Below are 13,342 nucleotides of genomic sequence, written 5' to 3'. Positions count from 1 at the left end.
AGGCGTCGGCGCCGGTGGGCGCCCTGAATGAAATCTTCTCCGCGCCCTGCACGCAGGCGTCGGCGCCGGTGGGCGCCCTGAATGAAATCTTCTCCGCGCCCTGCACGCAGGCGTCGGCGCCGGTGGGCGCCCTGAATGACATCTTCTCCGCGCCCTGCACGCAGGCGTCGGCGCCGGTGGGGGTTCTGTCAGGGACTTCCGAGCCGGACCGGCGAGAAGTCAGGCTGGCGGATGATTTTTCGCGGCGCGGCGTGACCCAAGATGTCCACATGGATCGCGCGACGTTCGCACGGGTCGCGCTGGTCGGCGTGGTCGTGGCCACCCTCGCGGCCGGGTGCGCCGCCGCTCCGGGCGACGCGCCCAGCGCCTCCGGGTCCGGCGCGATCGCGCAGGCCGCCGCCCCCGGTGTGGCCGTCGCACCGAGCTCCGGCGGCATCCGAGTCGCCGTCGTCGGTGACTCACTGACCGCCGGGGGTGGTCGCCTGCTGAGCGAGGGCCTCACCGCCGACACGTGGATCACCTACGCCCAAGGCGACGGCATCGACTACGTCGGTGGCTACGCCAAGGGCGGATCGACCGTGCAAGAGCAGGCCGCGGCCGTGCGACCCGTCCGCGACGTGGACGTCCTCGTGCTGATGTCCGGCACGAACGACGTGCGGCGCGGCCTGAGCTTCGCCGACTCCGCCGCCTCGTACGACGCGATCGTCGACACGATCCGGGCGAAGCACGTCGTGGTGGCCGCGATCCCGCCCTACGACCGTGCGCCCCAGGCCGCGGCTCTCTACGAGGCCCGACTCGAGCGGTACGTCACCGACAAGGGCTGGACCTTCACCGACCCGTGGGGCTTCGCCCGCGCGGGCGACGTCTTCGCCGCCGGCACCACCGTCGACGGCATCCACCCCACGACGGCCGGCTACGAGGCGCTCGGCCACGAACTGCGCGACGCCGTCCTCGACGTGGTCGGCACGCGGGTCAGCGCCCCACAGGCGGGGTCACCGGTCGACGTGGCCACCGACGGCTCGCAGGCCACCAGCTGACGGGCCGCGGCCCGGTTCCGGGGGCGACCCCACCCCGGCGGGGCCTCAGCGCTGCAGGAACGCGAGCACGGCCAGCACCCGTCGGTGGTCGGTGCCGCTGTCCTCGAGCAACAGCTTCTGGAAGATCGAGGTGACGTTCTTCTCGACCGCGCCCGTACCGATGACCAGCTCGGCCGCGATGGCGGCGTTCGTGCGCCCCTCGGCCATGAGCGTCAGCACCTCTCGCTCACGCGGCGTGAGCGCGGCGAGCGGATCGCTGCGACGCCCCAGCAACTGGGAGACCACCTGCGGGTCGAGGACCGTCCCGCCGTCGGACACCCGGCCGAGCGCGTCGCGGAACTCCTCGAACGACGCGATGCGGTCTTTCAGCAGGTAGCCGACCCCGCCCGAACCCGCCTCGAGCAGGTCGCGGGCGTAGGCCACCTCGACGTACTGCGACAGCAGCAGGATGCCGAGATCGGGCCGACGGCGTCGCGCCTCGATCGCGGCCCGGACGCCCTCGTCGGTGTGCGTGGGCGGCATGCGGACGTCGAGGACGGCGATGTCGGGGCCGACCGCGTCGAGGTCGGCCAGCAGCGAGTCGGCGTCGCCGTACGCGCCGACCACCTCGACACCGATCTCGTCGAGCAATCGGACCAGCCCCTCCCTCAGCAACACCGAGTCGTCGGCGACGACGACGCGGACGGGCTGACGGGAAGGGCTCTCGAGACTCACCCGTCCAGACTACGGGCGCGACCCTCCGGCTACGGTCGCGTCGGCGGCCCGGCCGGCGGGTCGAGCGGGCCGTCGGGCGGTGACGCATCGGTCAGCGGCTCGGTCACGGCGGTCGACGAGAACGGCGGCAGCGGCTCGGTCGGCAGGGGCAGCGTCAGGCTGCTCGGCACCTCGATCGCCATCGGGATGCTCACCGTGACGATCGTCGGCCCGCCCTGCGGGCTGCTGATGTCGAGGAAACCGCCCAGGCCCACGAGACGTTCTTGCACGCCGGCGAGACCGTGACCGTCACGCAGCCCCGCGCCGCCGCGTCCGTCGTCGGTCACGACGAGTTCGAGCAGGGTGCCGATGCCATCGGGGGCCTGCCGGGTGCGCAGCACGAGGTCGGCGCTGGCCGCCTGGGCGTGCTTGCCCGTGTTCGTCATCAGTTCGGACGCGATGAAATACGCGTTGCGCTCGATGTCGCTCGGGATCACGACGTGCGCGGGCACCCGGTTGAGCATCGTGGTCGACACCACCGAGCGGTCGACGAGCGACTCGAGGGCCGCGACCAGGCCGCGGTCCGACAGCAGAGGAGGCGCGAAGCCGCGGGACAGGGCGCGTAGCTCCTCGAGGGCTTCGCGGGACTGCACCCGCGCCTCCTCGATGAGGGTCTTGCTCTTCACGGGATCGGTGTCGACGGCGCGCGACGCCGCGGCGAGGTCCATCTGCAGGCGCACCAGGCGCTGCTGCGGACCGTCGTGGATGTCACGCTCGAGGCGCCGGAGGGCCGTGCCCTCGGCCGACAGCGCGGCCGTCCGAGAGATCTCGCGGTCGGCGAGCTCGACCTCGAGCTGGTCACTGCGGAAGCCGCCGAGCATCGCGGCGGCGATCGCCTGGTGCATCACGACGAAACCGTGCACGACGTACGGGTAGACCAGCACGACCACCGCGAACAGGGCGAGAGCCAGGACGACGAGCACCGCGCCTCCGCCGGTGCCGATCGCCGAGGCCCAGTTGAAGGTGTCGAAGGGCGGCAGGGCGCCGAAGACGAGCACGACCCCCAGGATCGCCAGGACCGGGCCGACCACCAGGCCCACGAGGACGAAGGTCGTGAAGCCCGCCACGATCGGGAAGACCACGACGGTGAAGAGCAGGTAGAGCCAGTAGTGCGGGTTGGCGAAGACCGAGACCGCCCGGACGAAACGATTCGTCGACCGGCCCCACGCGGTGTTCGGCGTCCAGTCGACCGGACGGATCGGACGATCGCTGGCCCACCGGAGGCGGAGCACCTCGAACGTACCGAACCAACGGGCGATCCAGAGACCCGCGAGGACGACGACCGCGAGGAACACCAGGGTGAAGAGCGACTCGCTCGACCCGCTGACCGTGTGGAGGAACAGCGAGGCGGCCACCGTCACGATGACGACGAGGACGGCCGACAGCGCGACGTAGCCGAGTTCGCGGGGCAGCTCGCGCCATCGCCGCCGGTAGCCGCCGGGGCGGGACGGGGGTGAGAGGTAAGGGTTCGCGGCGGTGATGGTGGTCTCCTGGATCATGCCTTCGAGCCTGGTCTGAGCGGGGCGTCCACCCCATGGTGCCAGCGCCCGGAACGCCGGTGGGGTTATCCCCCCTCACGACCCGGGTGAGGTGAGGCTGGCCTAGGTGAGCCGAGCCTCGGCTTGCTTGCGGAATCCTCCCAGACGTCTAGCGTTGCCTCCATCGTCTAGGAAAGGACCACGTCATGACCGACATCACCCGCACCGTCCCCCAAGGTTCCGTCGACCCCGACGTCGCCGCAGGCGTCGCCCAGTTCCTCAGCCAGATCGTCACCGACATGACGGCCCTGTCGGTCAACGGCAAGCAGGCGCACTGGCACGTGCGCGGCATCGCGTTCGTCGCCGTCCACGAGCTCATCGACGTCGTCGTCGACCACGCCCGCGAATGGGCCGACCTCGCCGCGGAGCGCGTCGTCGCCCTCGGGCTTCCCGTCGACGGTCGCATCGAGACCGTCGCGGCCAAGACGGTCATCCCCCCGACCTCCCCCGGTTTCAACCAGATCGACGTGACCATCGCCGAGCTGGTCGCCCAGATCGACGCCTCGCTGGTCGCCGTCCGCGAGGCCATCGACGAGCTCGGTGAGCTCGACGCCTCGAGCCAGGACGTCGCCATCGAGATCTCGCGCGGCCTCGAGAAGGACCGCTGGTTTCTCGCGGCCCACGTCGCGGGCTGACGAACCGCCTCGGACGAACGAAGGCCGCCGCCCCTCAGGGGGTGGCGGCCTTCGCCGTGCCGGTCACAGGTCGCGGTGCGTCCACCGTCCGCCGAGCAGCGTTCCCGTGACCGGCATGGCCCGCAGCTCGACGTCGGTCGCGGCGAGCGGGTCGAGATCGGTGACCACGAGGTCGGCGTCCGCCCCGACCTCGACGCTCGTGCGGCCGCCCGTCGACGCCGCGAGCGCCGCGGAGGCGACGAGACGTTGCTCGGGGTGCCAGGGCTCGCGGCCGTCGCGCGACCGCGAGATCGCCGCCGCCATGGCCACCCACGGATCGAGCGGAGCCACGGGCGCGTCCGAGCCGAGCTGCAGCCGGACGCCGGCCGCCGCCAGGCTCTCGAAGACGTAGGCACGCTCGGACCGACCCGACCAGAGCCGGTCGACGACGTCGCGGTCGTCCATGGCGTGCTCGGGCTGGACGCTGGCCACGATGCCGAGCCGGGCGAACCGGGCGACGTCGGCGGCGTCGAGCAGCTGGGCGTGCTCGATGCTGCCGGCGCACCCGACCTGCTCGAAGGCGTCGAGCGCCTGGGCGTTCGCGGCGTCCCCGATCGCGTGCACGGCCGGCACCAGCCCCGCCGAGGAGGCGCGGCGCAGCCACCCGACGAGCTCGTCGGTCTCGTAGATGCGCAGCCCACGGGCCGCGGGGTCGCTCTCGAGCCCGGGGTACGGGTCGTGGCAGTAGGCGGTCCGGGTGCCGAGGGAGCCGTCGGTGATGATCTTGAACGGCCCCATCGTCACGAGGCCGTCGGTGCCCGGGATCACGTCGCCGGTGCGCAGCCCGCGGTCGACGACGGTGTCGAGGTCGCGCGGGTAGACCCCGGGACGGATGCGCAGCCCGCGGGTCCCGCCCGCCACGCGCCGGGTCCAGCGGTCGAGCGACAACGTCATCTCGAGGTCGACGACGCCGACGACCCCCCGCGCGGCGGCCGCGTCGACGGCCTCGGCGACCCACCGGTCGAGCTGCTCGTCCGGGACGACGCTCACGGCGGCACTGACGTCGAAGGCGGTCTGTTCGCGCAGCAGTCCGGTCGGGTGCTCGGTGTGACCGTGCAGGCCGAGGGCGGCCGAGTCGAGCCATACCGAGTGCAGGTCGTTGCTGACCAGGACGACCGGCAGGTCGCCGGCCACCGAGTCGAGCAGGGCCCGGCTCGGGGCATCGGGCCAGAGCGCGTCCTGGAAGCCGTAGCCGACGAGGGTGCCGCCCGCCTCGACCGGCTCGGAACGCAGGCGCTCCCCCACGATCGAGGCCGCCTCGGCGGCGGACCGCGCCCGCGACAGGTCGAGCCGACGGCGCACCAGCGCCCACTGGTCCATGTGGACGTGGGAGTCCCAGAGGCCCGGGGCGAGCCAGCGGCCGTCGAGGTCGAGCACCTCGGCGTCGTCGGAGGGGAGACCGGACGCGAGCGCGACGACACGGCCGCCGTCGAGCAGGACGTCCACGGGGGCGGGCCCCGCGCCGACCAGGCGGACGTCCCTCAGGAGCGTGCGCCGCGCCTCCTCGGCTCGGCTGCCGTCGACGACCGTCATCGGTCGCGCACCCGGCGCATCTCGGCGGCGAGCGCCGGCTGCGCGTAGTGCTCGCCGTGCTCGAGCTCGTCGACGATGCGGTCGACGACCTCGGGTGCCTTGTTCTGGCTGAGCTTCGCGCGGGCGTCGAACCGGGTGACGCGCAGTCGGATGCCGACGGTGCCCTTCGCGACCCGTCTCGAGCCCTGCTCGTCGAGGGTCAGGGTCGAGGGGCTCGGCATGACGCGCTCGAAGTGGTCGACGAGCTCACCCAGCACCCGGAAGTTCTCGTCGTCGGAGAGGATCTCGGGGGTGCCCCAGAGGTGGGCCGTGACGTGGTTCCAGGTGGGGATGATCTGCTCGGCCGGGTACCAGGCGGGCGAGACGTAGCCGTGCGGGCCCTGGACGATCACCATGACCTCGTGCCGGCCCAGCTCGTGCGAGCGCTCGTCCGGGCGCCCGACGTGGCTGACCAGCACGATGGCCTCGGGGTCGGCGTCGTCCGGCTCGAGCACGACGGGGTAGTGCGAGGCCACGAGGCCGTCGGCCGTGGACGAGACGATGGTGGCCCACGGGTTCTCGCGGATCAGCCGCTTGACCTCGTCGACGTCGGACAGGACGAACGTGGGGGTGTGCCGCATGCGCTCAAGTCTGGTCGGTCGGGCACCAGTACAGCTTGCGACCCGCGGCCATCTCCATCACGACGTTGGTGCCGCAGACCCGGCAGGGCAGACCCTCGCGGTGGTACACCCAGTGCCGATCCGCCCGGCTGCGCAGCGCCCTGGCGTGCTGGGCCTTCGTCAGGCCGTCCATGGTCATCATCTGACCGAGCTCGACGCCGCTCTTGAGCAGTTTCGTCCAGTCCTTGTAGAGGGCCCGCAGGACGTCCTCGGGTATCTGGTTGCCGGGCGTGTGCGGATCGAGCCGGGCCCGGAACAGCAACTCGGCACGGTAGATGTTGCCGATGCCGCTGACCACGCTCTGGTCCATCAGCAACAGGCCGATCGGGGTGCGCTTCTTGCGGACCGTCGTGACGAAGCGGTCGCTGCCCTTCTTCGGCGAATCGACCAGGGGGTCGGGCCCGAGCTTGGAGATCGCCAGGTCGACCCCCGCCGCGTCGAGGACCTCGCACTTCGTCGGGCCACGGAGGTCGCCGACGGCGGTGTCGGTCAGCAGCCGGACGCGTACCTGACCGACGGGCTCGGGTGGGAACGACTCGATGTCGTCCTCGGTCTTCTCCTGCTCGGCCATGCGGACCCGGGACCTGCGGGGGGCTCCGATGCTCGCCATCGAGTCCTCGCCGTCGTCGTCGGGCGCCTTCTCGGCCTTGCGGGTGGCCGCCCGGCGGGTGCGCGACTCGGCCATGGAGTGACCCGTGGCGATCTCACCGGCGAAGTCCCACGCACCGTACAGCCCGAGGTGCACGTGCAACCAGAGGCCGTTGTCGAACTCGAGGAACATCTGCTTGCCGACGGCCTTGGCGTCGACCATCGTGGCGCCGTCGAGCCGGGTGGCCCCATCGGCGAAGCGCCCTTGGGGCGAGCTCACCTCGACGCGGTGGCCGACGAAGCTCTGCTCGAACTGGTTGGCGATGCGGTGGACGGAATGACCCTCGGGCACGGCGGCACCTCTCTCGGTGGTCGGTGGGACGATCTCGCGCGTGGGTGTCGAGACGACGGAGCGGCGAGACCCCGGTCGGGATCTCGCCGCTCTCGACGTTACGTCGTCAGTCGACCGGGTGACCGGCGATCGCGCCGGTGGTCTCGTACTCGCCGACCTGCGCGATACGGCGCACGTGGCGTTCGTCGTGGCTGAACGGTTCGGCGACGAAGGTGTCGATGAACGCGAGCGCCTCGGCCTCGGTGTGCTGACGCGCCCCGATGGCGATGACGTTCGCGTCGTTGTGCTGACGGGCGAGCCTCGCGGTCGAGTCGTTCCAGACCAGGGCCGCCCGGACGCCCTCGACCTTGTTCGCGGCGATCTGCTCGCCGTTGCCCGAGCCGCCGAAGACGACGCCCAGGGCCTCGTGGCCGGCACGCTGATCGCGCACGGTCGCCCGGGCCGCCGCGATGCAGAACGACGGGTAGTCGTCGAGAGGCTCGTAGCTCGCCGGACCGTGGTCGGTCACGTCGTGGCCCGCGTCGGTGAGGTGCTGGATGACGGTCGTGCTGAAGTCGAGGCCGGCGTGATCGGTCGCCACGTGGATGCGCATGGACTCGATCTTATGGCCGGGTCAGTCGAAGATCGGCCCGACCGTGCGGGTGCGCTTGATCTCGAAGAAGCCGGGGTACGACGCCACGGCCACCACGCCGTCCCACAGGCGGACGGCCTCGTCACCCTTCGGCGCCGGGGAGATGACCGGACCGAAGAACGCGACGCCGTCGACGGCGATGACCGGGGTCCCGACGTCCTGGCCGACGCGACCGATGCCGTCGAAGTGGCTGGCGCGCATCTGCCCGTCGAACTCGTCGACGTCGGCGTAGCGCGCGAAGTCGGCGGGCAGGCCGGCCTCGGCCACGGCGCCCGCGATGACCACGTCGCCGTCCTTCTCACCGTCGTGGTGGATGCGAGTGCCCAGCGCGTCGTAGAACGGCTTGACGATCTGCTGACCGTGCAGCTCGCCGGCCGCCGTGACGAGACGCGTGTAGCGCAACATGCGGGCGAAGTTCGCCTTGTACTCGTCGCTGACGTCGTTCTCCTCGTTGAGGACCGCGAGGCTCATCACGTGGAACGTGACGTCGAGGTCGCGGTGTTTCGCGACCTCGTCGACCCATCGGCTGGTCATCCAGGCCCAGGGGCACGAGGGGTCGAACCAGAAGTCGACGACGGTGTGGGGCGCGGGGGCGGGGGTGTCGGTCATGTCCACAGTCAACACCCCGGTGTCGTACAGCCGGTCTAGGCTTTCAGCGGACCACGAGTCCCCCCTCACCCCCCAGACGGATGGAGCCAGCGTGCCCGGAGAGAACCTCACCCGCGTCGAGGCGCAAGAGCGCAAGGACGTCGTCGACGTCCAGTCGTACGAGATCGCCCTCGACCTGACCCGCGGCGACGAGGTGTTCGGCAGCTCGACCACCGTGCGCTTCACCGCCACCCCCGGCGCCTCGACCTTCATCGACGCGCTGACCCGGACGGTCCACTCGATCACCCTCAACGGCACCGCGCTCGACGTCGCCGCCGTGAACGACGGCGTGCGGATCCAGCTCACCGACCTGGCCGACTCGAACGTGCTCGAGGTCGTCGCCGACGCCGAGTACACCAACACCGGAGAGGGTCTGCACCGCTTCGTCGACCCGGTCGACGGCGAGGTCTACCTCTACTCGCAGTTCGAGGTGCCCGACAGCCGCCGCGTCTTCGCGGTCTTCGAGCAGCCCGACCTCAAGGCGACCTTCCAGTTCACGGTCACCGCGCCGGCACGCTGGCAGGTCGTCAGCAACCAGACGACGCCCGAGCCCGTCGTCGACGGCGAGACCGGCACCTGGACGTTCTCGCCCACGCCCGTGCTCTCGAGCTACGTCACGGCGATCATCGCCGGGCCCTACGACGTGGTCCGCAGCGATCTCACCAGCGCCGACGGCCGCACGATCCCGCTCGGCATCTTCACGCGCCGCTCGCTCACCGAGTACCTCGACGCCGACTACATCTTCGAGAAGACCCGACAGGGATTCGCGTACTACGAGGACAAGTTCGACTACGCCTACCCGTTCGAGAAGTACGACCAGCTCTTCGTCCCCGAGTTCAACGCCGGCGCGATGGAGAACGCGGGTGCCGTCACGTTCGTCGAGACCTACGTCTTCCGCAGCAAGGTGACCGACGCCATCAAGGAGCGCCGCGTCGTCACGATCCTGCACGAGTTGGCCCACATGTGGTTCGGCGACCTCGTCACCATGAAGTGGTGGAACGACCTCTGGCTGAACGAGTCGTTCGCCGAGTGGGCGTCGACCATCTCGACCGCCGAGGCGACCGAGTGGACCGAAGCCTGGACGACCTTCCAGGCGATGGAGAAGAGCTGGGCCTACCGCCAGGACCAGCTGCCCTCGACGCACCCCGTCGTCGCGACGATCAACGACCTCGAGGACGTCCAGGTCAATTTCGACGGCATCACCTACGCCAAGGGCGGGTCGGTGCTCAAGCAGCTCGTCGCCTGGGTCGGCATCGACGCCTTCTACGCGGGCGTCGCGGCCTACTTCAAGAAGCACCACCACTCGAACACCGAGCTGAGCGACCTGCTCGTCGAGCTCGAGGCGACCTCGGGTCGCGAGCTCACCAGCTGGTCGAAGCTGTGGCTCGAGACCGCGGGCGTCAACACCTTGCGTCCCGCACTCGAGGTCGACGGCGAGGGCGTCATCACGTCCTTCGCCGTGGTGCAAGAGGCCCCCGCCGACTACCCGACGATCCGTCCGCACCGTCTCGCGATCGGCCTCTACGCCTTGCGGGGCGACTCCCTGGTGCGCACGGACCGCGTCGAGATCGACGTCGACGGCACCCGCACCGAGGTGCCCGAACTGGTCGGCCTGAACCGTGGCGACCTCGTGCTGATCAACGACGACGACCTCGCCTACGCCAAGATCCGTCTCGACGAGGTGTCGCTCGCCACCGCGATCGCCCACCTGTCGAAGATCTCGAACCCGCTGGCCCGCGCCCTCGTCTGGGGCTCGGTCTGGGACGCCACGCGCGACGCCGAGACGTCGGCCTCGGACTACGTACGACTCGTGCTCGACAACATCGCGACCGAGACCGAGTCGACGACGATCCGCACCACGCTGTCGCAGCTGGTGCAGACCGCCCGCAGCTACGTCGCCCCCGCACGCCGCGCCTCCACGATCACCGAGGTCGGCGACGGCCTCTGGGCCCTGGCCCAGGGCGCCGAGGCCGGGTCGGACGCGCAGTTCCAGTTCGTCACGTTCTTCGCCGCGATCGCGTCGACCGAGGCCCACAAGGAGGCACTGGCCGGCCTTCTCGACGGTTCCCTCGCCCTCGAGGGCCTCACCGTCGACACCGACCTGCGCTGGCAGCTGCTCGAGGGCCTGGTGCTCGTCGGCGGGGCCGGCGAAGCCGAGATCGACGCCGCCCTGGCCGAGGACAACACGGCGAACGGCGCCCAGGCGGCCGCGCGGGCCCGCGCGACGATCCCGACCACCGAGGGCAAGCTCGCCGCCTTCGCGTCGGTCGTCGACAGTGCCGAGCAGCCCAACGCCATCGTGCGCGCGACCACCCTCGGGTTCCAGCACACGAACGACCCGGCGATCCTGCAGCCGCTCGTCGAGCGCTACTTCTCGTCGCTCACCGGCATCTGGGAGTCGCGCAGCTACCACATCGCCGACACCCTCGTCTCGGGGCTGTACCCGGCCGGCCTCGCCGACCAGGCGCTCGTCGACGCGTCGTACGCATGGCTCGAGGCCAACCCCGAGACCCCCGCGCTCCGGCGCATCGTCAGCGAGAGCGTCGCGGGAGTCGAGCGGGCCTTGCGCGTGCAGGCGGTCGACCAGAGGTAGCCGTGCCCGGGGTCGCGCGACGACCCGACGATCCACCCGACGGCGGGCCCTCTCACAGGGCCCGCCGTCCGGGCGTCCAGGCCGTTCTCGGGTGAGGTTGCGGGGGCATGCTTGACTTGTCGCTCATATGGACCTCCTCCTCGCTGCCGCCACCGACCCCGCCGCCCCGATCGCCTTCGATTGGGACGCGTTCTGGACGATGTGGCGAGTTCCCATCCGCATCGTCGGAATCCTGCTCGTCGCGGTGTTGCTGCGCATCGCCCTGCACTTCACCATCCGCCGGGTGGTCGACCAGGTCGTCAACGGCATCAAGCGCAAGCAGAACGTCGACGACACCCAGGCCCTCATGGCCTCGCCGCTGCAGGCCGTCCGGGTCGTGCAGCGAACTCGCACGCTCGGCAGCGTGCTGAACAACGTGGTCACGGTCGTCGTCGCGGCCATCGCACTCGTGTTGATCCTCGGCGAGCTCAACTTCAACATCGTCGCCATCGTCAGCGCGGCCGGCGTCGTCGGGGCCGGGCTCGCGTTCGGTGCCCAGAACATCGTCAAGGACATGCTCAACGGCATCTTCATGGTCGCCGAGGACCAGCTCGGCGTGGGCGACGTCGTCGACGTCGGGCCCGCTGCCGGTGTCGTCGAGGCCGTCGGCATCCGGGTCACCCAGATCCGCGACGTGAACGGCGTGCTGTGGTTCGTGCGCAACGGCGAGATCCTACGGGTGGGCAACATGTCGCAGGGCTGGACGCGCGTGATCATCGACCTCGCCGTGCCCTACTCGGCCGACGTCGACCGGGTCCAGGACGCCATGCTGAACACGGCCAACGAGCTCGCGACGATCCCCAAGTGGAAGCGCGCGATGATCGATCAACCCGAGGTCTGGGGCATCCAGTCCATCGCCGAAGAGCACGTGGTGATCCGCATCGTGGCCAAGACCCGGTCCTCCGACCGCGACAACGTCGACCGTGAACTGCGGGCACGTCTGAAGAAGACCCTGGACGGCATGGACATCGTGCTGCCGTCGCTGACGAGCGTCGTCCTGACCGGCTTCGACAGCGCCTCCTCGGTCCAGGGCGCCCGGGCGCCGCGCACCGTCCCCACGCCGCACGTTCCCCGAGGGAAGCGCAAGTGACCGACATCCCGCTGACGCCACGGCCCACCGGCGAGCGGCCCGCCACTCCTCCGCCCGGAGCCGTGCCGGTCACCGTCCGTCGGGGGCTCGGAGACGACGCCGCCCAGGGCAATTTCTGGCAGCAGATCGGTGGGCGACCGACCTTCGAGAAGTTGGTCCGCCGCTTCTACGAGGGCGTCCGCAGCGACGACGTCCTCTGGCCGATGTACCCCGAGGCAGATCTCGAGGGTGCGATCCAGCGGTTGACGGGGTTCCTCGAGCAGTACTGGGGCGGGCCGACCACCTACAGCCACGAGCGCGGGCACCCGCGGTTGCGCATGCGGCACATGCCGTTCCGTGTGACGCCGGAGGCGCGCGATCGCTGGTTGCAGCACATGCGGGTCGCCGTCGACGAGCTCGAGCTCGCACCGCTCGACGACGCCATGCTCTGGGGCTACCTCGACCGAGCCGCCCAGGCCATGGTCAACACCTTCGACCGCTGACGCTCGTCGCTCGTCGCTCGTCGCTCGTCGCTCGTCGCTCGTCAGAGGAGGGACGACCGGCGCTTGACGAGCACGTGCCCCTTGGGCGTCGTCAGGCGCGTCCACGTTCCGGTCTCGAAGACGGTGACCTCGTCCTCTCCGTCGAGGAACCCCAGACTGAGAGCACCGAAACCGGCGCCGGCGGGGACTCCCCCGGCACCCTCGACGGGGGCCGACCAGACGTCGGCCCGCACCCGGTGCACGATCTGCTCGCCGGTGCCCTCGGGGATCGCCTCCGCGACCCGGGCGATGCCGGCCTCGGCCGTGGCGCGGAGGCGGACCGCGTCGATGGGTTCGAGCCTCGCCCAGCCTCCCCGCGGGGGCGAGATCGCGGCCCAGGTCACGGTGTTCACCGTGGCGGGCACGGACACCGTGACCGACGCCGTCGGATCGACGACGTCGTTCTGGAGGCGCACGAGGCGCTCCTTCAGGGATCGCACCGGCACCACGGCGTCGAACTCGGGACGGTCGTCGAGTTGGAAGGTGCGGAGCCCGAGCACCGTCGGGCTCGAGTCGAGCAGACCCATCGGGTAGAACACGGCCACGTAGACGGCGAGCACCCCTGACCCGGCGATGAGCCGGACCGAGCCGTCCTCCACCCGGCCGGCACGCCCGAGATAGGTCGCGAGATCGCTGAGGGACAGGGAATCGGGGAGGGTGAATGCGTCGTTCATCGGCCCCCTAAA

The 13,342-nt window shown here is 70.8% G+C and carries 13 protein-coding genes; 5 read left to right on the top strand and 8 right to left on the bottom strand.

Features of this window, described 5'->3' with window-relative positions; all coding sequences use genetic code 11:
- The first annotated feature begins 269 nt into the window (after window positions 1-269).
- Window positions 270-1,037, top strand: a complete 768-nt coding sequence (locus EDF50_RS14410; RefSeq protein WP_123520208.1) for an SGNH/GDSL hydrolase family protein — start codon at window positions 270-272, stop codon at window positions 1,035-1,037.
- A gap of 45 nt (window positions 1,038-1,082) precedes the next feature.
- On the opposite strand, the gene EDF50_RS14405 is transcribed toward EDF50_RS14410, so the two are convergent.
- Together EDF50_RS14405 and EDF50_RS14400 are read right to left on the bottom strand one after the other, a co-directional pair.
- A complete protein-coding gene (locus EDF50_RS14405) occupies window positions 1,083-1,751 on the bottom strand; it encodes a response regulator transcription factor (RefSeq protein ID WP_123520207.1) in 669 nt (222 codons plus the stop codon).
- Window positions 1,752-1,780: 29 nt separating this feature from the next.
- Window positions 1,781-3,289: a sensor histidine kinase gene (locus EDF50_RS14400; RefSeq protein WP_123520206.1), complete on the bottom strand. Its 1,509-nt coding sequence runs from the start codon at window positions 3,287-3,289 to the stop codon at window positions 1,781-1,783.
- Window positions 3,290-3,474: 185 nt separating this feature from the next.
- On the opposite strand from EDF50_RS14400, the gene EDF50_RS14395 reads away from it, so the two are divergent.
- Window positions 3,475-3,963, top strand: coding sequence for a Dps family protein (locus EDF50_RS14395; RefSeq protein ID WP_043597026.1), 489 nt, complete (start codon window positions 3,475-3,477; stop codon window positions 3,961-3,963).
- Between the two features lie 63 nt (window positions 3,964-4,026).
- Here the strand turns inward: EDF50_RS14395 and EDF50_RS14390 are convergent, their stop codons facing one another.
- The 5 genes from EDF50_RS14390 to EDF50_RS14370 form a co-directional block, all read right to left on the bottom strand.
- Window positions 4,027-5,535, bottom strand: coding sequence for an amidohydrolase (locus tag EDF50_RS14390; RefSeq protein WP_123520205.1), 1,509 nt, complete (start codon window positions 5,533-5,535; stop codon window positions 4,027-4,029).
- On the bottom strand, window positions 5,532-6,155 hold the full coding sequence (locus EDF50_RS14385; RefSeq protein WP_123520204.1) for an FMN-binding negative transcriptional regulator: 624 nt from the start codon (window positions 6,153-6,155) through the stop codon (window positions 5,532-5,534). The genes EDF50_RS14390 and EDF50_RS14385 overlap by 4 nt, the downstream gene beginning before the upstream one ends.
- 4 nt (window positions 6,156-6,159) lie before the next feature.
- The gene (locus EDF50_RS14380) at window positions 6,160-7,134 is read right to left on the bottom strand and encodes an Fpg/Nei family DNA glycosylase (RefSeq protein WP_123520203.1); all 975 of its coding nucleotides are present in this window, start codon (window positions 7,132-7,134) and stop codon (window positions 6,160-6,162) included.
- Window positions 7,135-7,240: 106 nt separating this feature from the next.
- Window positions 7,241-7,726 carry a ribose-5-phosphate isomerase gene (locus EDF50_RS14375; RefSeq protein ID WP_123520202.1) on the bottom strand — a complete coding sequence of 162 codons (486 nt, stop codon included), beginning with the start codon at window positions 7,724-7,726 and terminating at the stop codon, window positions 7,241-7,243.
- Window positions 7,727-7,747: 21 nt separating this feature from the next.
- Window positions 7,748-8,374 carry a DsbA family protein gene (locus tag EDF50_RS14370; RefSeq protein WP_123520201.1) on the bottom strand — a complete coding sequence of 209 codons (627 nt, stop codon included), beginning with the start codon at window positions 8,372-8,374 and terminating at the stop codon, window positions 7,748-7,750.
- Window positions 8,375-8,465: 91 nt separating this feature from the next.
- Here EDF50_RS14370 and pepN point away from each other — a divergent pair, with 91 nt between their 5' ends.
- The 3 genes from pepN (at window position 8,466) to EDF50_RS14355 (ending at window position 12,617) form a co-directional block, all read left to right on the top strand.
- Window positions 8,466-11,006: an aminopeptidase N gene (gene pepN, locus EDF50_RS14365; RefSeq protein WP_123520200.1), complete on the top strand. Its 2,541-nt coding sequence runs from the start codon at window positions 8,466-8,468 to the stop codon at window positions 11,004-11,006.
- A 127-nt stretch (window positions 11,007-11,133) separates the two neighbouring features.
- Entirely contained in the window at window positions 11,134-12,135 is a 1,002-nt protein-coding gene (locus tag EDF50_RS14360; protein ID WP_233570658.1) for a mechanosensitive ion channel family protein, read from the top strand.
- A gap of 62 nt (window positions 12,136-12,197) precedes the next feature.
- Window positions 12,198-12,617, top strand: a complete 420-nt coding sequence (locus EDF50_RS14355) for a globin (RefSeq protein ID WP_123520361.1) — start codon at window positions 12,198-12,200, stop codon at window positions 12,615-12,617.
- Window positions 12,618-12,658: 41 nt separating this feature from the next.
- On the opposite strand, the gene EDF50_RS14350 is transcribed toward EDF50_RS14355, so the two are convergent.
- On the bottom strand, window positions 12,659-13,330 hold the full coding sequence (locus tag EDF50_RS14350; RefSeq protein ID WP_123520199.1) for a hypothetical protein: 672 nt from the start codon (window positions 13,328-13,330) through the stop codon (window positions 12,659-12,661).
- Window positions 13,331-13,342: the final 12 nt, after the last annotated feature.

Origin of the sequence: Frigoribacterium sp. PhB24, assembly GCF_003755185.1 — a bacterium.
Classification (GTDB): Bacteria; Actinomycetota; Actinomycetes; order Actinomycetales; family Microbacteriaceae; genus Frigoribacterium.
Note: the sequence above shows the minus strand (reverse complement) of the source record. Positions and strands in the feature narration are given on the sequence as shown.